Genomic DNA, 20,954 nt, shown 5'->3' with positions numbered 1-20,954 from the left:
TCATAAATTTGATAATGAAGTGGAGAGATTGTGATGAGAATAAAAGCCGCAATAGAAAAAATCCCTGGTGGCATGATGGTTGTCCCGTTGTTCATAGGTGCTTTGATACATACTATTTTTCCTGACACGGCAACCTTCTTTGGCGGATTTACAGGTGCCATGCTAACAGGTACCGCATCGATATTAGCCGTCTTTTTCTTTTGTGTCGGAGCTACGATAGATGTTAAGCAATCCGGGTATATTGCAAGAAAAGGATTTACATTGCTTTTCGGTAAAGTCGTATTTGCGGCATTATTGGGATATGGTGCAGCGTTGCTGCTTCCGGAGAATGGGATTCAAACCGGTCTCTTTTCCGGTCTTTCGGTTTTAGTGCTGATAGCGGCTTTTAATGAAACGAATGGCGGTCTTTATACCGCACTCATGACAAAATTGGGCAGAACGGAAGATGCTGCGGCATTCCCGTTCATCAGTATTGAAAGCGGTCCGTTCTTCACGATGATCATCCTCGGTGTTGGAGGCCTTGCAACCTTCCCGTGGCAAACAATTGTCTCCACATTGATTCCATTTGCAGTCGGGATGATTGTAGGGAATATTGATAAAGAGTGCCGGGAATTCTTTGGACAGGCCGTACCGGTCCTTATCCCCTTCTTCGCATTAGCTTTAGGATTCGGGTTGGATTTTGGCATGATCGTAAAATCCGGATTCATGGGTATTTTAATGGGCGTTGCTGTCGTCTTCCTGTCCGGAGGCGTCTTATATCTACTGGACCGTTACGTTACTGGCTCCGATGGTGTTGCTGGGGTCGCCGCTTCTTCAACGGCGGGTGCCGCAGTTGCTGTACCTTTCATCATCGCCGAGTTAAACCCGCAATTCGCTCCTGTAGCAGAATCGGCAACAGCAATCATCGCGACAAGTGTATTGGTGACGGCAATCCTGACACCGATGCTGACGATGTGGGTTGCAAAGAAACAGGAGGAAAGAGGCATTCCGCAGCGAAGGGGCATGAAACCAACTATTTTGAAAGATCAAAATGTGGCTTCCTTACAAAAAGCGAAATAAAACAAATGAAATGTAAGCGCTATCCAAAAAGCAACTGGGGCTATTATCCCGGCTGCTTTTTTGTGATGCATGTACATCGGTGTTAAAATAAGGAAACAGTAAAAAGGAATGTAAACGCGAATTCCTATCAAGGAGGCTTCATGAGAAAGGTAGAGGTTGTACCATATAAGAAAGAATGGTCCAAGCTATTTCATGATGAATGCCAAAAATTAGAGGATATTTTCGGGCCTGAAATGATGAATGTATACCATATTGGCAGTACGGCCATCCCGGCAATACATGCCAAGCCTGTAATAGATATTTTGGCAGTGGTGAAAGATGTGGAATGTGTCGCTGACTTTAATAAAGAGATGGAAGAGATGGGGTATGATGCCAAGGGGGAGAACGGAATCGCTGGACGACGTTTTTTTCGTAAAGGCGGGGATGAGAGGACGCACCATATTCACATGTTCCAAAAAGGACATGAAGAAATTGCCCGACACCTCGCTTTTCGGGATTATTTGCTATCATACCCTGATAAAGCACAAGAGTATAGTAGGCTGAAGCAGCGCTTGGCAGCGGAATTCCCAGATGATATTAAAGGATATGTAAACGGGAAAAATGATTTTATCAAAAAAGTCGATGAAAAAGCGAAACATTGGGCGGCGTCCTTGAATGAGGGGGATCATCATGTTAATGAAGTGGATCAAATGCCAAGTGAATGAGGAAAGCAAGAATTCATTTTCAAAATCACAAGAGGGATGGGGACAGTTGCGCCATTGTGGCTTCATCGGTCAAATCGGAGGGTAGAAATGAACCTGTGAAGCAGGCATTCTCTCCGTTTGGAAAGATCTCCATTGTTATCAACGTTTCATGCAGCATCAGCATGATGAAATATTCAGGAAGATTGACCAAGGAAGTACGTATATAAATATTTCTGTCGATATATTCGAGAGCATATCCAATATAGGAACAATGGACATGACGGATTTGTTGACAAGGGAAAATTACTTCGAGTGGCTGAATGTTCTGTTGAAAATGTTAAACAAGCCCGTTTTGAGCAGGTGCTAAAAGACGCGGGGAACAGGGCGATGACACCGGGCATGCTGTCTGGCGCATTAGCTAAATGGCAAAACGGCAGATATCTGGCCGCCTCATTATGGGACAATGAAGATTCGCATCAACAGTATGCGGATAGGGAATTGCCTGCACTGATAAACGAATCGGGAGTGAAAGATTCAACCTAGCGCATTTCAGGAAGTTTAATTGAATTGCATCCAAAGTGGGCGGTCATTTAGAATCAAACCTTATCGATCTATCAATTTGAACAATAAATGGGACTTGGATTGTTGCAGTTTTAATGGAATGGCTCTAAATATATTCAACAGAGGGTGATAACAAATGAAACTAGATTATGATTCACAGTATATCAGGGGCATCTACCTCAATAGAGACCGAATATCTTCGTATGACCATTTCCCTCTTGATCTTCCGGTTATCAGGCACCTTCAGGAAGTTGCTTTTCATCCCAGTGTTACCTATGTCATCGGGGAAAATGGAATGGGGAAGTCCACCTTGCTTGAAGGTATTGCGATTGCGTATGGCTTCAATCCAGAAGGCGGAACGTTGAATTTCAATTTTTCCAATTATGATTCACATTCCAATTTGGACGAATACCTCCGTCTGAAAAAAGGCGTATACAAACCGAAGGATCATTTCTTCTTTAGGGCGGAAACCTTTTATAATTTAGCTACGAATATAGAGGAATTGGACAGGGAGTCATCGTTTGGGTCGAAAATCATCGATTCCTTCGGTGGAAAATCGTTACACCAGCAATCTCATGGGGAATCGTTTTTTTCTGCTTTTGTAGAACGATTTCAAGGCGATGGATTGTATATTCTCGATGAGCCTGAAGCTGCTTTGTCCCCATTGAGACAAATATCGATGCTGGCCAGGATAAATGAGCTTGTTCAACAAGGATCCCAATTCATCATTTCCACCCATTCCCCGATCATCATGGCCTACCCGGATGCTAAAATCCTCCAAATTTCAGAGGAGGGAATGAGTGAGGTGGCATTAGAGGAGTCCAATCACTATTTGTTAATGAAACAGTTTTTTGAAGATAAAGATCGGCTGCTTCATCATCTATTTCAATGAGATTTTAGCATCTCCAATGAAAAACCCCGTCTGCAGTGCGCATTCGGGGGTTTCATTTTTTTGGAATTGGTTGTTGACAGCTTAGGTGTATTACAGGTATAGTACATCTATAAGGTGTATGAACCACTTAGTACATACACATATATCAGACTTTTTTAAATAAATAGGGGGTGGTTTTAATGAACGTAAATACCCGGGAACCGGTATATCTGCAAGTCGTTAGGCATTTCAAAGAACAAATAGCCATTGGTAATTTCGTGGCGGGGCAGGAAATTCCCTCCAGAAGAGAACTGGCGGCTTCACTCAATATAAATCCCAATACCGCTCAAAAAGCGTATAAAGAAATGGAGGAACAGGGCTTGATTCATACAGAACGAAATTTCCCCAGTCAAATCACGACGAATGAAACGATTTTACAGGCTGTAAGGCAGGAATTGATTTTGGCAGCCGTCGATACGTTTGTCGATGCGATTCGTCCGATTAATGTACCGGTTGATGAACTGCTTCGTGTGGTTAAAGAAAAATACTCGGAAGAAATAAGGGAGGAGGAAGAAAAATGATAGAAGTAAAAAAGATCTCCAAGAATTATGGACGGAAAAAGATCTTGGATGATGTTTCATTTACAGCCAATAAAGGGGAAGTCACTTGTCTGATCGGGATAAATGGTGTCGGTAAAACGACTACACTCAAAGCGATCATGGGCTTGACGCCATATAAAGGTGAAATCCTGATCGATGATCAAAAGATGACAAAGGAAAGTTATGAAAAAATCACCTTCATTCCGGACGCACCGACCATGCTTCCGCAAATGACCATTAAACAGGCCATGGTTTTCATGTCGGATTTCTATACGTCCTGGAATCCGGAAAGAGCTAACCAGCTAATGGGGTTTTTCAAGCTTAAAGAGGAGAATCGCATTTCGGAATTGTCAAAAGGAAATACAGCTAAGCTCAACCTGATGCTTGGTTTGTCCCTTGACGTCGATTATGTACTGATGGACGAACCATTTTCGGGAATCGATATGTTTAGCCGCGAGCAAATTGCCGATGTCTTTGCGAGCCACCTGATTGAAGATAGAGGAGTCATCATCACGACCCATGAAATCGGTGATATTGAACATTTGATCGATAAGGTCATTTTATTGGATAACGGTTCAGTGCTTAAAGAGTTCAATACAGAAGAAATGCGGGAAGAGGAAGGGAAATCGGTAGTCGATGTAATGAGAGAGGTGTATCAATCATGATGCGATATATAAAACTAGTGAACTTTGAAATCAACCGTTTCAGTAAAATCTATCTTAGCTTATTGTTGATCACCTTGGTTTCGCAATTTGCCGGAGTGATCATCGTAACGAAGAGCCTTCTTAATGATGCCAAGGATATCATGAAAGAAGAAAGACTATCTGAAGCAGCTTATATTACCAATTATGGAGGCATTGATTTTACCCATATCGCCAATAGCCTCTTGTTTGTAGGACCGATAGCGCTGTGTGCGGTTGCCCTTATTTTTTACATTTTCCTTATTTGGTATCGTGATTGGTTTGGAAAGAATACGTTCATTTATCGTCTGTTGATGTTACCGACATCCAGATTATCGATCTACCTTTCAAAAGCTACGGCCATCTTCCTGATGGTATTAGGATTGATTGCTTTCCAAATCATCATTTTACCTATGCAAAATGCACTATTTAATTCGAATGTGCCGGAAGCGCTCTTGAATGAAATGTCAATTTCTACTATCACGATAGCCAATCCGATTTTGTCATTGATCATCCCAAGCACATTCACGCAATTCCTGATTTCCTATGGCATCGGTCTTATGATCATGTCGATACTATTCACGGCGATCATGTTTGAAAGAAGTTTCCGCATAAAAGGAATCATAATGGGCTTGTTATATTGCGGAATCGCTGCGGTGTTGTTTTTAGCTCCACTTTTCGTAATGGAATTTGGGAATTTCTATTTCTATCCTAATGAATTATTTGGCCTGCTGCTCGCATTAGGAATCATTTTGACAGGCTTATCGGTTTGGCTTGGTGCCTGGTTATTTAAAAATCGCGTGACCGTATAACAACTTTAAAGGAGAGTGAACAAGGTGAAACGTTATTTATGCAGCATCATTATTGGAATGGTTGTCATCTTAAGCATCGGGACCTATTATGTCAAATTTTCCTCCGCTTCCAGCCTTCCAAAGTATACGTTCAAGACACTGGAAGGCAGCGATAAAGAGCTTGATCCGGTAATCATACATGCTACGCTTGAAAATGGTTCTTTTTATGAACCATTAACATTTGAATCCAATACAACCACATATGCCAGCGAAAGGTCTTACTTGGAGAACTTAACTGGAAGACAGGATCATCAAATTGAAAGATTAATAAAAGAACATCGTTCGTTTATGCGTGGCAAGGATTCCATTAGTTCTTTATATAAAGATGATGATTTTCTCGCTTACGCTTGGGTGAATAGCGAATATACAAAGAGCGGGAATATGGAAGCGGAGTTTGATATCGGTTTACTGGAGAAGAAGGACGAAGAGGAAACTTCTTTCCAAGTTGAACTTCCGAATCAAGGGAGAATCATGAATGTTGATGTCAGGGATGTGCAATTGGTCCATTCAAAACTACAGGTTTTAACGATGAATGATGTGAATTCCAACAATGAGAAAGAGACGAAAGAGGTTCATCTGTATACGATCGATGTAGCCAATAAAAAAGTCTTGAGCGATAAAACCCTTGTATCTGAATCCTTTACTTACCCTAATCAAGTTGATTTTGAGATGCCAACTGATGTTGCTCCCTCCCAGCCAAACAACATGGTATTCTTTTCGTTAATTAAAGGGGTAAATCATGAGGATGGCTTTGAGGAAAAACTAAAGGAAAGCAAGCTTTTATCTTATAATTATGAAACGGAAAAATTAGAAACGGTTAAAAAAGGATCGCTGAGCCTGGACATGGAAAGATCAGGATATGCAGACGTAAAAAACCTTTATACAGTTGAAATGAAATCAGGTAAATACCGCATTAAAACGTTTGATCTCAGCAGTCAAACATTAACGAATGACACGGAACTGGATTTAGCTGCTAATAAAAAGGAACAAGTTTTCGCTGCCATTAAGAACGGGCGTGTGTACTTCCTATTAGGGAACGAAGTGGATCAAGACGTTTTAACATACAAGCCTGCCAAACTTCTGATTGCAGATATAAAGACTGGAAAGACTTTATATAAAGGTGAAACAGTCATGAATAAAAAGAACAGCAAAAGTTTTGGACTTTTTATCAATGACTTGGAAGTAAAGTAAATACCTACTATCTATAAAGCTTTAAATGAAAAAGGGATATCCCCCAATGGGATATCCCTTTTTCATTTAAATGGAAGCCAAGTTCGTTCTGGCTGTACGTTCCTTCTTGCCGTGCAAGAAGTAGTAAAGGACGGAGGTCAAGATGACCACAACGCCCAAGATGACATAAAGTGTGCTGTAACCTGTTACCGGAATGATGAATCCCAGAATATAAGGGCCGAATCCAAGTCCTGCATCAAGCATGATAAAGAAGGTGGACGTTGCCATCCCCATTCGGTGAGGCGGTGTCAGTTTAACGGCAATCGCCTGAGAGCTTGATTGCATATTACCGAATCCAAGGCCAATGAGGAAACCTGCTGCCAGTAAAGTGAAACTATTGGTTGTCATACTTAGAAGCAGCAAGCCGACTCCGAAAATAATGAAAGCCGGATACATGATGAAGTTCGATCCTTTCCGGTCCATCAATGGTCCTGAGAAAGGACGTGATAGCAATACGGCTACTGCGTACACTACAAAGAAGAAGCTTGCCGTATTGACCAGATCGATTTCGATGGCATAGAAACTGATGAAAGAAAGGACACTGGAATAACAGAAAGCCAATAACAGAGTGATGATGGAAATGGGCAGTGCCTTAGGTTCAATGAAATTGGAAAGCTTGAATCCTTTGCTTTCCGTAACTTTTGCCGTCACTTTCAATGCCGGGACATACAGGAAGAATGCTGTAATCAGGGAGATCACCCCTAAAGCCAGGCAGAAGCTGAAAATGACTTGGAAGCTTGTATGTTGGGCCATATAAAGACCGATGAAAGGACCGATAGCCGTCGCAAGTGTTGCGCTCATGCTGTAATAGCCGATGCCTTCACCCTTTCGTGTCGCCGGAATGATCTGCGCAACGATCGTGCCTGTCGCAGTACTTGCCATCCCCATTGCCATCCCATGGATCAGGCGGTTAACAAGCAGGAAGCCGATTCCAAGGTCCACGAAATAAAGAATTGTTGTCAAAGTGAAAAAGATCAAACCTATGAATAACGTTTTCTTGCGGCCGATTGAATCAATGAAACGGCCAATGAACAGGCGTCCGATCAACGTCCCGATAATAAAAATTCCCGATATGAGTCCGGCTTCACTTGTAGAAGCATCCAATTCATTAACAGCATAGATGGCAAGTGTCACCATCAGTAAATAAAAGATTAATGTTATGAAAAAATTGATGGACGAAACGATGACAAAGTCCTTCGTCCACAGTCTGGTTCTGGATTGATCCATGTTATTATCTCCTTACTTTATAATGTTATTTCTAATTTCGCCCATGATGCGTATGGCAGCGAGTTGCTCCTCTTCCGTGATCCCCTTCAATATCTCCTGTTCATATTGATCGATTGTCACACGGACTTCGCTGTAGACCTTTTTGCCAAGCTCCGTAAGCCGCATCCTTTTCTCGCGTTTATCTTTGCTTGGCACATGCTCGACATACCCCAGCTCTTCCAAGCGGGCAATGGTCCTCGTAATCGTGGGTTTCTCCACGCTTTGGTAATTGGCAAGCTCGACAAGCGTCGCCGAACCATAATTGTTCAAGTAATACAAAATGGACCATTGAGCCCTGTGTAAATCATGCTTGTTCAGCTGGATATTAAGATTATTTTCAAACGGCCGGTACAGCAGCAATAATTGCTGAAAGAATTTTTGGAAAGTCTTTATCAGAAACACCTCTTATCAATATATGGTTATCTTGAGTAATTGTTACCCTAGGTAACTATAATACCAAATTTAATCCCTTCTGTCCACTCGGATTTGTTATTGTTATTTTGAAAAAATAGGGGAGGAACGGCAGAATTCACGAGTAAAAGCCGGAAACTCACGAGTAAACACTCCAAAAAGCGATCATAAGAGGAGGGTGACAGGATATCTTCAACATATTGAGCTGTATGTTCCAAATTTAAAGAGGAGCATTGATTTTGGGGGCTTGTTTTTGGACGAGCTGGGCTATGAGCCATTTCAGGAGTGGGAAAGCGGGAGGAGTTGGAGAATGGGTGAGATGTACATGTTTTTTATACAAGCGGAAACAAGGTTTCTCGACATTCCCTAACATAGGGGACGTGTGGGTCTTAACCATTTAGCTTTTTACGCCGCTTCCCGGCAACAGGTTGATGAAGTTGCCAGGAAAGTTAAGGGGGGGAGTTACCACCATTAACGCCGATAAGCATCCATTTGCAGGCGGGTAGGATCATTATGCTGTATATTTCGAAGATCCAGATCGGATGAAGGTCGAACTCGCGGCCCCTTAACAATAGTTGGCATAGCTATAACCATTATTTCCACCTTTCCCATTCTCAGGTTCGGGCTCTGGGCCAAGTGAAAAGGCCTCGATCAATATGAATGCTCCGAAAACCTGGGTCCAGCTGCCTAGTAGAAGGATATGTTCTCCCACCCGTACTTTTTCTTTTAAAATAAAAATATTTCCGACGGATTCCAAAAAAGAACCGGCTGCAATGAGGCCATTTCCCTTGATCTCAAATGGTGAAATGGCCTCATCAGTCAGCGTTGCCCCAAACGTTTCAAAGGCGGCACCGAGGCCTTGGATTCCACTGCCGATTGCATCGGTTCTCGTGCCTTCCTCCACTGAACCACTCAATTGCATATCTATTCCAACTACATTTGCGGTATTACCAATGGCCTCAAGCCAATTGCCGAATATGAAGTAGGATTGCGAACGTTCGTTTTCCGGGTTCAGCATTTTTGAACGGCCGATCGCTTGCAGGGAATTTGCAACGGCTTCAATGCCATTCCCTTTGAGGATGAGATCTTTTCCGAGATTAGTGCTCGTTAAAGTTTGCCGGGTTTGCCCGATTGCACCAACAAGAGTGCCGATGCCGAGTAACCATGCTGCTGAAATAAGGAGGTCATCTCCATTTCCATGAGTGATCATATCTTAAACGCTCCTTATAAGTGGTTAGATTATATTATTCAGGAAACAGTGTTTGTTTACTTAATGCTTTATCACTTTGGGCTTTGGTTGTAAGTTACCCATTTATTGGTATAATGACAACTGGAGGAGATGATATTGACTTTTAACAATTTTTTGCAAATGATTATCGCAGCACTTTTCTTTATGGTTTTTACGTTTTGTACCTGGTATGAAGGAAGCGAAATTCTGGATAGACCTTGGGAATGGAAGCATTCCACGCATTTCACACACGTAAGTGATGAACAGGCGATAGAAGCAGATGATATTTCGAATTTCGATCATTTCGTGTATGCCGCAAAATTCAAACCGTTATTTCCATCTCTTATGGTCCTAGCCGCATCGTACTTAATCATTCTTACGGGATATATCCTGTTCCAAAGAAGGATTAAAAAGATGGCCCTATTCTTGTTGGGATTCGGTGTCCTCTTTCTATTTTCAAGCGGTTATGTATCCAATTCCCCGACTGTTGGAGGAAATATCTTTCAAGCATTTTTTCTGATAGGCGGAATCATAGCGATAATGGCTGCAGCTATCTATTATTACCGGATGCCAAGAGGGTTCAATACGCTCATGAAGTAAGCAAGCTGCCGATGAGGCAGCTTTTTTTGTGCAAATTGTTGACACAAAATAACGAAAAATAATAGTCATTTACGCGAAATTCTTAGATTGAACTTCACTGTAATGTAGTTTATAGTTAAGTCGAAATTTAGTGGACCAGTTGTTATAATACCGGCGATGAACCCTATCGATTGGATAAACCAGTGATTGAAGAATAAAGCGAAAAGGTGATAATATGTCAGCCAAAACCAAAATTGAACAGCCAAAGATCCCCCAAGACTTAACACAAGCGAACTTTCAGGAAATATATTTTCAAGATGAGCCTTATCTTGAGTCCCGTATCATAACCAACTGCACGATCGATAGAGAAAAAATGGACAAAATCGTGTTATCACAAGTTGTTTTTAAAAATGTGACATTCAGTGATGTATCATTCAGGAATATCGAGCTGACGGATGTCATCTTTGATCATTGCGATTTAACGAATGCCGATTTCATGGGCGGCTCGATTCATCGTGTGGAATTCAAAGAGTCCAAACTTTTAGGCATTAACCTTTCTGACGCAAGCTTAGGGAATGTCTTCTTTGAGAATTGCAACCTGAATTTAAGTGCCTTTGGTTATTCCAGTTTAAAGCAAGTGAGGTTCGATCATTGCTCATTGGAAAGTGCTGATTATTATGAGTGTAAATTCATTAAAGTGAAGTTTGAAACATGCAGATTAAATGAAGTGAACTTTTCCCGGACACCCCTCAAGGGAATTGATATTAGCAGTTCTACATTTCAAAGGATTACCGTATCCCCCGAAGATTTAAAAGGATGCGAAGTTTCCCCGGACCAAGCGATAGTCTTTGCAGCCATGCTTGGACTGAAAATTAAAGAGTGAACCTTTCAATAAGGCTGAAGCGAGGGACCACCGAATTTGGCGGTCCTTTTTGAGTGATTTGTAGGGCAGAGTGAGTAGAAGTATATAGGTTTTGAAAAGCACGGAATCTTTGCACAAACGCAGTATTTATTTACAATATTTGTTAAGTGGAAAGGGGACTGGAAGTTGATTATCAATAAGGTCACTTTGTATAGTCATGCCTGGAATGAAATGCGGAATTTTTATATTGATGTGTTAGGGTTTGAGCTACTATCGCAAACGGATGGTGCTTTTGAAATTAAGGCAGGGGAAAGTGTGCTTGAAATCAAAAAATATCATCACAAAGAAAAGCCTTTTTACCATTTTGCCATGAACATTCCGACCAATTTATTTATTTCGGCAAAAGCATGGGCGAAATCAAAAGTGGAATTGACCAGGGAAGAGGATGATGACGAGGTTTATTTCAGCTTTTTAGACGCAAAGTCTTTTTATTTTTTAGACCCTTCAGGCAACATTGTCGAGTTCATATCTAGATATTCCGTATCGACCGAATCCGCGGCTGAGTCTTTTTCAGCTCAAAACGTCCTGTGCATCAGTGAAATAAACATTACGACAGATGAAGTCAGGGCCTTGGGGAATCGGTTGATCAGCAATGGTGTACCTGTTAGGAATGGTGAAGCGATAAGAGAAGATGGATTGAATTTCATGGGTGAACATGAAGCAGGTTCGTTTTTACTTCTAGGTCCAAGGAAACGGCGTTGGATTTTCTCGGATAAAGAGTCGGAAACCTATCCGCTTTCGCTAGTCATAAATCAGCATCTATATATTTCATTGGATGGCGAAGGATGTATGGAATTGAAAAAGATGGAATGATGTAGATTTATATATTGGCAATAAAGCAGGAGCGGGCTGCCTGTCATTGATGTATTTCCTATGATGGTTTTGTCATCGGGATTGTAAAAGAATGAATAAAGAATAATCTCCAATAATAACAAGAAGAAGGTAATTTATGCTGAACATGATAATTATCCTATTAAGTTACTTAATAGGTTCCATCCCATTTGCTTTGGTCATCGGGAAATTATTTTACAGTACCGATATCCGCGGATATGGGAGTGGAAATCTTGGTGCAACTAATAGTTTTAGGATTTTGGGCAAGACAGCAGGGACGATTGTAGCATTTGCTGATTTATTGAAAGGTATCATAGTCTGCGTACTCCCGATGGCGCTGCATTCGAACGTTTCCCCTGCACTATGCGGCTTACTTGCAATAATTGGCCACGCCTTTCCTGTTTTCGCGGGATTTAAAGGGGGAAAGGCTGTGGCAACATCGGCGGGAGTGTTTTTATTTTTAACCCCATTAGGTACATTCATTGCTTGCATGGTATTTCTCATTAGTTTGCTATCTTCAAAATATGTATCTCTCAGTTCGATGCTGGGGAGCATTTCCATATTGATATACAGCTTATTTTTTGAAGGCAGGCTTATCATTGCACTCTCATCATTTATTTGTTTATTCGTCATCATTTTGCATCGGGAAAATATAAAGAGAATCTGTAAGGGAACGGAAGCAAAAGTAGGCAGGACCTATAAATAGCAGGAAATGAATTACATGCAGATGTTATGGTTCTCTCAATATAGTGAATATTGCACCATAACCTAAGGAGCAAAGCCATGAAAAAAAGAAGTTTATTGATAGCGGTGGGAGTGATCGTTTTTGGGATCATTGCCTCGATAGCATTGTTTAGTAAGAAGTTCGGCTGGGTATCTGATAAGTTTGGTGTTTCCTGGCAGCTTACTCTCCCAATGTGAATGAAATGAAAAGGCCACTGCTGGATAGTGGCCTTTTTATTGCCCTTCTTCTGATCACCACATCACCGAAAAGATTCCTGACAGTGAATTGATCATTTTCTATCTTTTCATTGATGAAAGTAGTGAATTCATTTCGAGGGTTTCTTCTTTCATTAACGAGAGATTTGGACACAAAGAAAACAAGGCGTCATATCCGGGCAAGAGTTAGATGCTTTTAGGATAAACCGTTTGTGCTGTGAAGGAATTAATTATATATTAATCCTTGAGTACATTAATTCATGGATTAAAGTATGATGATAAGAAAAGCCCGGAGGAGACAATCATGAAAAATATCAATACAGAACAAGAATATCGTGAACAAATCAACCAAGAGGGACTGACGGTCGGGATTTTTACGACTACATGGTGCCCGGACTGCAAACGTTTAGACATGTTCATCGATGAGATCACTCAAGAACATCAAGACAAACAGTGGTTTACAATCGATCGTGACGAGTTCCCTGAGATTTCCGAAGAGCAAACGGTAATGGGAATTCCATCACTATTAGTATTTAAAAATGGGGAAAAGGTTGCGCACCTGCACAGTGCGAATGCTAAAACTCCAGAAGCGGTCAATGAATTTCTAAAAGACCTATAAAAGACCTGAAAATGTGAACCCCTTATTGTGCTGTAATGAGGGGTTTATTTTTTTTTAAAAATTTTTCTGGAAATGACTTGATTTCTAAGGTGAAACGGGTTTTAATTATAGATACCGAACATCCATTATGGATATGTGATATCTACATACATACTGAAAGAGGTGAAATGATTTGCAATTAACAAAAGGGGTCGAGCAAGCTATATGCATCATCGTTATACTCTCCACCCAGGATAAAAATGTCCCGCTTTCGTCAAATGAGATCAGCAGGCGATTAGAGGTGTCTCCTTCGTATTTGAAAAAAATCATAAGGAAATTGGTCGTAAAGCAGTTAATCACTTCCGTTCCAGGTAATAACGGCGGCCTTACTCTTGCCAAAAGTGTAGATAAGATTAAAAACCTTGAAATTATTGAGGCGATGGAAGGTCCCATTTCGATGTTTCCGGATACAGGACTTATAGAAAAAGCGTTTAAAGATGGAGAGTATGCAGAGAAGGGAATGGACGTCCTTCGTCGGATGTTTTCTCGGGCGGATCAACTTTTAATAGAGTTCTTTTCCAGCCAAACAGTGGCGGATTTGCTTAAAGAAAGCTTTGGCACCACGGACATACCGACCCTTAATTGGAATACCGCGTCATTGAGTGATGTACTGCGTGAAAAGAAAGGTGAAAAGAAGTGAATATGCTTAAACAAGAATGGAAGCTTTTCCTTACGAATCGAAAATTGGTCGGTGTCGCAATCGTTTTACTGTTCGTCCCGATTATTTATGGGGGGTTATTCCTTAGTTCCGCTTGGAATCCATACGGAAATACAGGCAAATTGCCTGTTGCAGTCGTGAATAAGGATGTAAAGGCGGAATATGAGGGGAAAACCTTAACAGTCGGTAATGAGCTAGTCGAGCAATTAAAGGACAATGATGATTTAGAATGGCATTTCGTAACGGAAAAAGCGGCGAAAAAAGGGTTTGATGATGGTACATATTATATGGTCGTCACCATTCCGGAGGACTTTTCAAAAAATGCTTCTACCGTCATGGATGATGAGCCTAAAAAAATGAATCTGACGTATGATGTGAATCCTGGACGCAGTTTCGTTTCTGAAACGGTCGGGAAACAGGCAACCAATAATTTGAAAACGGAAATTGCCGAAAGTGTCACAAAAGAATATGCGGAAGCGATCTTCTCCCAACTGGATGAAATCGGAGAAGGATTCGGCGATGCGGCAGATGGGGCATCAAAGCTGGATGACGGTGCAAAAAAACTGCATGATGGAAACAAAGAAGTGACGGAAAATCTGAATAAGTTAGCTTCGAGCACATTAACTTTCAAAGATGGAGCGAATAAACTCCAAGTGGGCGTTGGCGAGTTTTTGGAAGGAGCCAACAAGCTTGAAAGTGGCGCGTCGGAATTGAATAAGGGTATTTCACAATATACCTCCGGTGTCGGTCAGTTGCAAAAGGGTGCGAACGAACTCGCATCAGGCACAGGGGAATTAACTAATAATAGTGAAGCACTTATACAAGGTTCTTCCCAGCTTTCCACTGGGCTGGCCAAAGTGGTTCCAGGAGCGCAAACTTTGAATACTGGATTGGCACAAGCGCAAACAGGCAGTGCGAATTTGAATGATGGGTTGAATCAATTATCACAAAATGCAAGCCAGCTGACGGATGAATCGACAGGAATTCCAAAATTGGCAGCAGGTCAGCAGAGTTTAAATGATGGAATCAATAAACTGGCAGGAGGAAGCCAGGCACTAAATGACGGCCTGAAAAAAATGGATGGTCAATTGCCCGGAGAAGAACAGCTGGATCAGCTTAAGCAAGGACTGACAAGCATTCAAAGCGGTGTAAATCAATTGCAAGAAGCGGTTCCAGCAGGAAGCAGCGCGTCCGGTACCGTATCCGGCATTACCGAAGACCTCAATAACAGTCAAGCGGCGTTAACGGAACTTCAATCAGCGATTGCGAATAATGGTCAGAGCACGATCAATGCCGTTCAAAACACGGAAGCCTTCAAAAGCATGACCAGTGAACAGCAATCAGAAGTAATCGGAGCCATTCAAAATGAACTTCAAAGCCAGGCGGAGGCACAAAAACGGATCGCATCGGCTCTTGCTGCAAGTGTATCAGACTTATCAACGCAATTAACGGATAAGGTAATGCCTGTATTGAATGGATTAGGGCAGCTTCCGGAACAAGTGGCCCATTTAAATAATGCGGTGAATAAAGTCAATCCAAACGCCGTTTCAGCGTTAAACGGATATACGTCAATAAGGAACGCACTGGAAGAACAATTGATTCCTGGTGCAACCCAATTAAATGGCGGCTTGAATGAAGCTGTAGAAGGCAGCAATCAATTAACGGCGGCAACGCAAAGTTTAAATGAACGGACACCGGAATTAGTGAAGGGGATCAACCAGTTAGCACAAGGCGGTTCCTCGTTGAATAATGGTCTTTCAAAACTAACTGAGGGATCTGGTCAATTGGTTGATGGAGTTTCACAACTGCAAGCAGGTTCATCCTCCTTTGGGAGTGGTCTTGAGAAGTACGCATTTGGTGTTAGCCAAGTTGGCGAAGGGGCAAGCAAACTGGCTAATGGGGCCAATCAACTGGATGCCAACTCATCGGCCTTGAACGAGGGCTCATCAGCACTTGTTAAAGGAACTGAACAATTGGCAGGCAATCTGCCTACTTTGAGCAATGGGGTCATCCAGCTTGCTGATGGCGCGGGTAAGATCAATGAAGGTTCATCAGCCCTTGCTGAAGGTTCCGGTAAATTGGGTGAGGGAATCTCCTCACTTCAAGATGGAACGGTCGAGCTTTCGGAAAAACTCAGTGATGGTGCAAAAGAAATTAGTGAAAATAAAACAACTGATGATAATTACAGCATGATTGCTGAACCGACACAGGTCAAAGAACAAAAAAGCAGTGACGTGCCGAATTATGGTCATGCACTGGCTCCTTATGTCTTGTCTCTAGGGTTATTTGTTGGAGCCATTGCCTTCAATATGGGATTCCCGACAGGCTTGCCTTCTACTAGGCCTACATCAGGAGTGGCATGGTGGTTCAGTAAATTTACGGTCCTATTCATCCAAGCGACCCTTTCTGCATTAGTGTTGGATGCAATCATGATTTGGGGAATGGACTTACAGGTCGAGAACATGGGGCAATTCATTGGGGTTTCCATACTGACTTCCCTAACGTTCATGTTCATCGTTACCTTCTTGACCGTAGGATTTGGAAATCCAGGTCGTTTATTGGCAATGATATTCCTTGTATTACAGCTAGGTGCAAGCGGAGGAATGTTCCCTGTGGAACTGACAAATAACTTCTTCAGTCATGTTCACCCGTTCATTCCGATGACATACTCTGTCATGGGCTTCCGCCAGGCGATGAGTACGAGCCTTGGGGCGGATGCATTGACAGCAAGTATAGTGTTCCTTACTGGATGCATCATTGTCTTTAATCTTCTGCTATTGCTAACGATGGTCATCAAGAAGCGAAAAGCACATAATATTGAGATGAATGCATAAACAAAAACCCCCGGTGCAATGCGCCGGGGGTTTTTTCATTAGGCTGTTTTCGTATACTTTGTTGCAATTCACCAAGTAATGCCGTGTGGTTGATTTCCCCTCCAATGCTCGCTTTCCGCGGGGCGGGCGGTGAGCCTCCTCGGCGGGAACGCCTGTGGGGTCTCACCTGCCCCGCTGCTCCCGCAGGAGTCTCGCACTTCCGCTCCAATCAACCTTAAATCGTTTCGTTTTAAAAACAACAATCTTTATGAAAAGAGCTTTTCATTATGATGGTTCATTCGTGTCCTATTCTTTTTCGATGACTTTCAATCCATTTTCCCCTGAATTTTCAATCACATGTTTAAGGATGGATAATTTGTTATCCCAGAATTGATCGTAAAAAGAAAGCCACTGTTTTAATTCCGCTAAAGGTTCCGGCTGAAGCCGAAAGCGTTTCTCTCTTCCTACCTTGCGGCCACTGACCAATTCAGCTTCAGAAAGGATATGAAGATGCTTGGCAATCGCCGTACGGCTCATGGAAAAGTGAGAAGTGATTTCTGAAATGGGTAAATCCCCTTCAGCAAGCAATTGCAGGACCTTTCGGCGGGTTGGGTCGGCGATAGCCTGAAATACATCATGTTTTTCTGATGCAGACACTTAGCCCTCAACAGCCTTTTTAAGACCTTGATTAACGATCTGTTCCCAGCCATGATTCATTCTATCGCGAATCACTGAGCTTTTTTCGTTCGGTTTCGGAAGAATCGTATCCGGCTCTTTCCAGCCGCCATGAATAAGGGTGAACTCCGTTTTGCCATCCACTTCTTTTAAAAGGAAGGAAATGAACCAACCGTCCGTATCCCAACTGAATGAAAGGCGATGAGGAGCATCTAACTCCGTTACCTTACAAGGAGATGGGCCGAAGGGTGATTGCACATGGAACTCATGTCCCACTTTCGGTTGAAAATCATTTGGCATGAACCATGAAGCTATACCCTCTGCAGTGGAAACTGTATCCCAGACTTTTTGGATAGGTGCTTCAAGAATAACCGTCTTCTTGATATCCTGTAATGTATTTTCCATACTGATTCTCCTTTTAAGTGAAAATATGAAACCAATTGGTTTTGCTTTGTTGATTATATAAAACCTTTTGGTTTCATGTCAATAATTTGTTTCAAGCGATTCCTTTTTATTCATTGCAGGAGGCTTAATTTCCCAACTCTTCGATTTGTTTTGCCAATCCCGTTATATTATCGATTGATTTCATTATCTCTGAATCTTCCAATGCCTTAGGATCAATTTGGCCCTTTTCAATATTATTCAGATATAATTCAATTCCATCTGAAAGCTGCTGATTTGAGCTGACGATCTTCTCATGGATGCCTTCAGCGATTTGGGGTGGTTCAGTTGCATTGAATTCTTCAATCTCCGTTTTCATCAATTCCAGTTCTTTTTCAAGATTTGCTCTTGTTTCGGCATTCGTGATGGCGTCCTGTGACATGGCGGGAACCTCATTGGCAAAATCCTGAACGGTATTTACATACTCCGTCGCATCATCTGCATACTCCAATGATGAATTGACTTCTTCTAATGCTGAACATCCGCTTAATGTAAGGATGGACAGCAGAGCAATGGTCATTATTTTTTTCATATGTGCCTCCAATGTGATTTTTTTATAGTAAGGATCAGATGGGCAGAAATCTTTTTTTATAAATTGCAGCAATGGAATTGAGTATGAAGCTGGGAATCTTCTTCGGAAAAAACGACTTCGAATAGAAAAGGTGAAAAGCACTTTTCAAGTCGTGCCACTGATTACAGGATTTCACCTGTTTAAACCTTGCAACGTCGATGATCTTCACCTTTTTTTCAGAAGTGATGAAGATGTTTCGTAAGTGGATATCCGAAGGGTTCAATCCCTCTTTCCTTGCCAATTGCAACGCATGGTCAATCTCCGCAATGTTTTCTTCCGTAATCGGGATTCCCAATGTTAAACATTCAAAAAGAGTGTTGCCTTCAATGTGATCTATAACCAGGTAATTTATCCCCGCATCATATAGGGTTGGATAGTATTCGATGGATTGGACGGTTTTGTATATTTCAGCTTCAACTTTAGCTGTGTGAGTATGATCCGGGAAAAACACTTTTAGTGCCTTATTGGTGGAATGTATTCGGAAAACATATGCGCTTCGGCCTTTTCCGATCAGTGATAAAGATGGGTCGGCATCGAGCAATACATGCTTTTTATCATCGGAAATCTTAACGCTTTGAGCTAATTCATTATAGTTCTGCATACTTTTCACCTCTATTGTGCAATTTTTCGAATCAAAAAAGACGGTATAACCGATTATTGGTCATACCGTCTTTAAATTAAAAGACCTCACCAAATAATCGGCAAGGTCTTGCAAACAACTAAATCAGTTGCCAATAAAGCCGAGGATTCAATCCTGTACTGACGACTTTATTGTATAGCTACTCCCCTTAACAGAAGGATTCTTATAAATTATATACAGTAATTATATAGGTTATTGCCTCGATCCGTCAAATATAAGGATCGTGTGCCTACCCTTTATATATATTCGATTTAGGCAGAAAGATGCTCGTCTCATTAGCATTAATTTGAGCGACAAGTAATTATATCAATATACTTAATTGCCATCATTTGCTTGACGCATAAGCTTCGTTGCAAATATTTCTATATAATTACTTAAATGTCTATTAGTTTACTATTATGTTACAATCACTTTTTACCTCCCTATAGATCTAAAGGAATATGTTATATTTTAGATGAATGAGTATATTAGCCTATATTATCGTACTAATCTTAACCGATATTTAAATAAATGTTAAAAATATAATTCTTTAGTAGGGAGAATGAGATGAAGAAATTAATTATACCAACTTTCTGTTTTGCAGTGTTGTCTACAGTTGCTTTCGAAGAAAAAATATCTGCAGCTCCACTACATGCCGAACAGGCCAATATTGAAGACGTTATGTTTGTGCAGGTGAATTCCGGATCGCTCAATATGAGAAAAACCGGGGCGGAAGGTGCCAGCATAGTCGCAAAGCTCGCAAATGGCACACAGGTGACGGTGTATTCTGAATCCAAAGGCTGGGCAAAGATCAAAGCCAATGGAAAAGAGGGATATGTCAGTGCCAAGTATCTATCTGCAACGAAGGCAGGGACTTTAACGAAAACTGCAGTAACCATAAAAACGACAACAAAATATGTGAATGTGAGCACAGGTTCACTTAATATGCGAAAAAGCGGGAGTGATAGTGCCAGCATAGTCGCAAAGCTGACAAGGGGTACACAGGTGACGGTGTATTCTGAATCCAAAGGCTGGGCGAAGGTCAAGGCCAATGGAAAAGAAGGATATGTCAGTACCAAGTATCTATCGGCAACGAAGCCTGGAGCGGTAAAAAAAGCTGCGGTGACCGTTAAAACGACAACGAAATATGTGAATGTGAGCACAGGTCAACTTAATATGCGAAAAAGCGGGAGTGATAGTGCCAGCTTAGTAGCAAAGCTGACAAGAGGCACACAGGTAACGGTCTATTCGGAATCCAAAGGCTGGGCGAAAATCAAAGCCAATGGAAAGGATGGATATGTCAGCACGAAGTATCTATCGGCAACGAAGCCTGGAACAGTGACCAAAGCGGCAACGGTTAAAACGACAACGAAATATGTGAATGTGAGCACGGGATCACTCAATATGCGAAAAAGTGGAAAAGCTACCGCAAGCATAGTTGCCATCCTTTCAAAAGGGACGAAAGTGACGGTGTACTCGGAATCCAATGGCTGGGCGAAAATCAAAGCCAATGGAAAGGATGGATATGTCAACACCAAATATCTGTCTGCTTCTAAGCCGGGATCGGGATCAACGGCAGCCACGCCTGTAAAAACGACGACGAAATATGTAAACGTGAGCGCGGGATCACTCAATATGCGAAAAAGCGGAAAAGCTACCGCAAGCATAGTAGCCATCCTTTCAAAAGGAACGAAAGTGACGGTGTATTCGGAATCCAATGGCTGGGCGAAAGTCAAAGCCAATGGAAAGGATGGATATGTCAGCACGAAATATCTTTCTGCTACAAAGCCAGGAACGGGTTCAACGGCA

24 protein-coding genes and 2 pseudogenes are annotated in these 20,954 nt (G+C 41.8%); 19 read left to right on the top strand and 7 right to left on the bottom strand.

All coding sequences use genetic code 11. The features are described 5' to 3' along the window. The first annotated feature begins 33 nt into the window (after positions 1-33). From J7I90_RS08285 to J7I90_RS08240, 9 genes and pseudogenes are all read left to right on the top strand, one after another. The gene (locus tag J7I90_RS08285; RefSeq protein ID WP_214770426.1) at positions 34-1,059 is read left to right on the top strand and encodes a 2-keto-3-deoxygluconate permease; all 1,026 of its coding nucleotides are present in this window, start codon (positions 34-36) and stop codon (positions 1,057-1,059) included. Positions 1,060-1,199: 140 nt separating this feature from the next. Beyond that, a complete protein-coding gene (locus J7I90_RS08280) occupies positions 1,200-1,763 on the top strand; it encodes a GrpB family protein (RefSeq protein ID WP_214770423.1) in 564 nt (187 codons plus the stop codon). After that, positions 1,714-2,109 (top strand): annotated as a pseudogene (locus tag J7I90_RS27300) (DUF4937 domain-containing protein). The gene J7I90_RS08280 and the pseudogene J7I90_RS27300 overlap by 50 nt, the downstream one beginning before the upstream one ends. After that, on the top strand, positions 2,055-2,285 hold the full coding sequence (locus J7I90_RS08265) for a hypothetical protein (RefSeq protein WP_214770419.1): 231 nt from the start codon (positions 2,055-2,057) through the stop codon (positions 2,283-2,285). Before J7I90_RS27300 ends, J7I90_RS08265 begins: the two are co-directional and overlap by 55 nt. Positions 2,286-2,439: 154 nt before the next feature. Continuing rightward, a complete protein-coding gene (locus tag J7I90_RS08260) occupies positions 2,440-3,195 on the top strand; it encodes an AAA family ATPase (protein ID WP_214770417.1) in 756 nt (251 codons plus the stop codon). 179 nt (positions 3,196-3,374) lie between these two features. Beyond that, entirely contained in the window at positions 3,375-3,755 is a 381-nt protein-coding gene (locus J7I90_RS08255; RefSeq protein WP_034310706.1) for a GntR family transcriptional regulator, read from the top strand. Then, entirely contained in the window at positions 3,752-4,438 is a 687-nt protein-coding gene (locus J7I90_RS08250) for an ABC transporter ATP-binding protein (RefSeq protein ID WP_214770415.1), read from the top strand. Before J7I90_RS08255 ends, J7I90_RS08250 begins: the two co-directional genes overlap by 4 nt. Continuing rightward, on the top strand, positions 4,435-5,265 hold the full coding sequence (locus J7I90_RS08245; RefSeq protein ID WP_214770413.1) for a hypothetical protein: 831 nt from the start codon (positions 4,435-4,437) through the stop codon (positions 5,263-5,265). Before J7I90_RS08250 ends, J7I90_RS08245 begins: the two co-directional genes overlap by 4 nt. Before the next feature lie 24 nt (positions 5,266-5,289). Beyond that, complete coding sequence (locus tag J7I90_RS08240) at positions 5,290-6,495, top strand: hypothetical protein (RefSeq protein ID WP_214770411.1); 1,206 nt, start codon at positions 5,290-5,292, stop codon at positions 6,493-6,495. A gap of 66 nt (positions 6,496-6,561) precedes the next feature. On the opposite strand, the gene J7I90_RS08235 is transcribed toward J7I90_RS08240, so the two are convergent. Together J7I90_RS08235 and J7I90_RS08230 are read right to left on the bottom strand one after the other, a co-directional pair. Next, complete coding sequence (locus tag J7I90_RS08235) at positions 6,562-7,761, bottom strand: MFS transporter (protein ID WP_214770408.1); 1,200 nt, start codon at positions 7,759-7,761, stop codon at positions 6,562-6,564. Between the two features lie 12 nt (positions 7,762-7,773). Next, positions 7,774-8,193, bottom strand: a complete 420-nt coding sequence (locus tag J7I90_RS08230) for a MarR family winged helix-turn-helix transcriptional regulator (protein WP_048686687.1) — start codon at positions 8,191-8,193, stop codon at positions 7,774-7,776. 196 nt (positions 8,194-8,389) lie between these two features. Between J7I90_RS08230 and J7I90_RS27295 the strand changes: the two are divergent. After that, positions 8,390-8,780: pseudogene (locus tag J7I90_RS27295) on the top strand (VOC family protein). Here J7I90_RS27295 and J7I90_RS08225 read toward each other — a convergent pair. After that, positions 8,777-9,421 carry a DUF6944 family repetitive protein gene (locus J7I90_RS08225; RefSeq protein ID WP_214770406.1) on the bottom strand — a complete coding sequence of 215 codons (645 nt, stop codon included), beginning with the start codon at positions 9,419-9,421 and terminating at the stop codon, positions 8,777-8,779. The pseudogene J7I90_RS27295 and the gene J7I90_RS08225 overlap by 4 nt on opposite strands. A gap of 135 nt (positions 9,422-9,556) precedes the next feature. Between J7I90_RS08225 and J7I90_RS08220 the strand changes: the two genes are divergently transcribed. From J7I90_RS08220 to J7I90_RS08185, 8 genes are all read left to right on the top strand, one after another. Further along, positions 9,557-10,039 carry a DUF4306 domain-containing protein gene (locus J7I90_RS08220; protein WP_214770404.1) on the top strand — a complete coding sequence of 161 codons (483 nt, stop codon included), beginning with the start codon at positions 9,557-9,559 and terminating at the stop codon, positions 10,037-10,039. Positions 10,040-10,253: 214 nt separating this feature from the next. Then, positions 10,254-10,901 carry a pentapeptide repeat-containing protein gene (locus tag J7I90_RS08215; RefSeq protein WP_214770402.1) on the top strand — a complete coding sequence of 216 codons (648 nt, stop codon included), beginning with the start codon at positions 10,254-10,256 and terminating at the stop codon, positions 10,899-10,901. Positions 10,902-11,066: 165 nt separating this feature from the next. Further along, on the top strand, positions 11,067-11,753 hold the full coding sequence (locus J7I90_RS08210; protein WP_214770400.1) for a VOC family protein: 687 nt from the start codon (positions 11,067-11,069) through the stop codon (positions 11,751-11,753). Between the two features lie 136 nt (positions 11,754-11,889). Beyond that, positions 11,890-12,477, top strand: a complete 588-nt coding sequence (gene plsY, locus J7I90_RS08205; protein ID WP_214770398.1) for a glycerol-3-phosphate 1-O-acyltransferase PlsY — start codon at positions 11,890-11,892, stop codon at positions 12,475-12,477. 77 nt (positions 12,478-12,554) lie between these two features. Next, positions 12,555-12,692 carry a VOC family protein gene (locus J7I90_RS08200; RefSeq protein ID WP_214770396.1) on the top strand — a complete coding sequence of 46 codons (138 nt, stop codon included), beginning with the start codon at positions 12,555-12,557 and terminating at the stop codon, positions 12,690-12,692. A gap of 274 nt (positions 12,693-12,966) precedes the next feature. After that, on the top strand, positions 12,967-13,329 hold the full coding sequence (locus J7I90_RS08195) for a thioredoxin family protein (RefSeq protein ID WP_371748549.1): 363 nt from the start codon (positions 12,967-12,969) through the stop codon (positions 13,327-13,329). Positions 13,330-13,501: 172 nt separating this feature from the next. After that, entirely contained in the window at positions 13,502-14,008 is a 507-nt protein-coding gene (locus J7I90_RS08190; RefSeq protein ID WP_063574903.1) for an Rrf2 family transcriptional regulator, read from the top strand. 2 nt (positions 14,009-14,010) lie between these two features. Further along, positions 14,011-16,860, top strand: a complete 2,850-nt coding sequence (locus J7I90_RS08185) for a YhgE/Pip domain-containing protein (protein WP_251025181.1) — start codon at positions 14,011-14,013, stop codon at positions 16,858-16,860. A 285-nt stretch (positions 16,861-17,145) separates the two neighbouring features. On the opposite strand, the gene J7I90_RS08180 is transcribed toward J7I90_RS08185, so the two are convergent. From J7I90_RS08180 to J7I90_RS08165, 4 genes are all read right to left on the bottom strand, one after another. After that, positions 17,146-17,496: an ArsR/SmtB family transcription factor gene (locus J7I90_RS08180; RefSeq protein WP_214770390.1), complete on the bottom strand. Its 351-nt coding sequence runs from the start codon at positions 17,494-17,496 to the stop codon at positions 17,146-17,148. Continuing rightward, positions 17,497-17,925 carry an SRPBCC family protein gene (locus tag J7I90_RS08175; protein ID WP_106027645.1) on the bottom strand — a complete coding sequence of 143 codons (429 nt, stop codon included), beginning with the start codon at positions 17,923-17,925 and terminating at the stop codon, positions 17,497-17,499. Between the two features lie 118 nt (positions 17,926-18,043). Continuing rightward, positions 18,044-18,487 (bottom strand): DUF6376 family protein, encoded by a 444-nt coding sequence (locus J7I90_RS08170; RefSeq protein ID WP_054399099.1) that lies wholly within the window; start codon positions 18,485-18,487, stop codon positions 18,044-18,046. Positions 18,488-18,521: 34 nt separating this feature from the next. After that, the gene (locus J7I90_RS08165) at positions 18,522-19,127 is read right to left on the bottom strand and encodes a protein kinase family protein (protein ID WP_214770388.1); all 606 of its coding nucleotides are present in this window, start codon (positions 19,125-19,127) and stop codon (positions 18,522-18,524) included. 585 nt (positions 19,128-19,712) lie between these two features. Here J7I90_RS08165 and J7I90_RS27290 point away from each other — a divergent pair. Continuing rightward, positions 19,713-20,954: SH3 domain-containing protein (locus J7I90_RS27290; protein ID WP_251025174.1), on the top strand; the 1,242-nt coding region annotated here is incomplete at its 3' end.

It is taken from the genome of Bacillus sp. ISL-57 (genome assembly GCF_018613135.1).
In the GTDB taxonomy this organism is placed as follows: Bacteria; Bacillota; Bacilli; order Bacillales; family DSM-1321; genus Peribacillus; species Peribacillus frigoritolerans.
Note: the sequence above shows the minus strand (reverse complement) of the source record. Positions and strands in the feature narration are given on the sequence as shown.

Excerpts from the sequence above, each read along its gene's own strand:
- J7I90_RS08165 (WP_214770388.1), bottom strand. The coding sequence starts at position 19,127 with ATGCAGAACTATAATGAATTAGCTCAAAGCGTTAAGATTTCCGATGAT.
- plsY (WP_214770398.1), top strand. The coding sequence starts at position 11,890 with ATGCTGAACATGATAATTATCCTATTAAGTTACTTAATAGGTTCCATC.
- J7I90_RS08255 (WP_034310706.1), top strand. The coding sequence starts at position 3,375 with ATGAACGTAAATACCCGGGAACCGGTATATCTGCAAGTCGTTAGGCAT.
- J7I90_RS08260 (WP_214770417.1), top strand. The coding sequence starts at position 2,440 with ATGAAACTAGATTATGATTCACAGTATATCAGGGGCATCTACCTCAAT.
- J7I90_RS08215 (WP_214770402.1), top strand. The coding sequence starts at position 10,254 with ATGTCAGCCAAAACCAAAATTGAACAGCCAAAGATCCCCCAAGACTTA.
- J7I90_RS08225 (WP_214770406.1), bottom strand. The coding sequence starts at position 9,421 with ATGATCACTCATGGAAATGGAGATGACCTCCTTATTTCAGCAGCATGG.
- J7I90_RS08235 (WP_214770408.1), bottom strand. The coding sequence starts at position 7,761 with ATGGATCAATCCAGAACCAGACTGTGGACGAAGGACTTTGTCATCGTT.
- J7I90_RS08170 (WP_054399099.1), bottom strand. The coding sequence starts at position 18,487 with ATGAAAAAAATAATGACCATTGCTCTGCTGTCCATCCTTACATTAAGC.
- J7I90_RS08200 (WP_214770396.1), top strand. The coding sequence starts at position 12,555 with ATGAAAAAAAGAAGTTTATTGATAGCGGTGGGAGTGATCGTTTTTGGG.
- J7I90_RS08245 (WP_214770413.1), top strand. The coding sequence starts at position 4,435 with ATGATGCGATATATAAAACTAGTGAACTTTGAAATCAACCGTTTCAGT.
- J7I90_RS08250 (WP_214770415.1), top strand. The coding sequence starts at position 3,752 with ATGATAGAAGTAAAAAAGATCTCCAAGAATTATGGACGGAAAAAGATC.
- J7I90_RS08185 (WP_251025181.1), top strand. The coding sequence starts at position 14,011 with ATGCTTAAACAAGAATGGAAGCTTTTCCTTACGAATCGAAAATTGGTC.
- J7I90_RS08280 (WP_214770423.1), top strand. The coding sequence starts at position 1,200 with ATGAGAAAGGTAGAGGTTGTACCATATAAGAAAGAATGGTCCAAGCTA.
- J7I90_RS08285 (WP_214770426.1), top strand. The coding sequence starts at position 34 with ATGAGAATAAAAGCCGCAATAGAAAAAATCCCTGGTGGCATGATGGTT.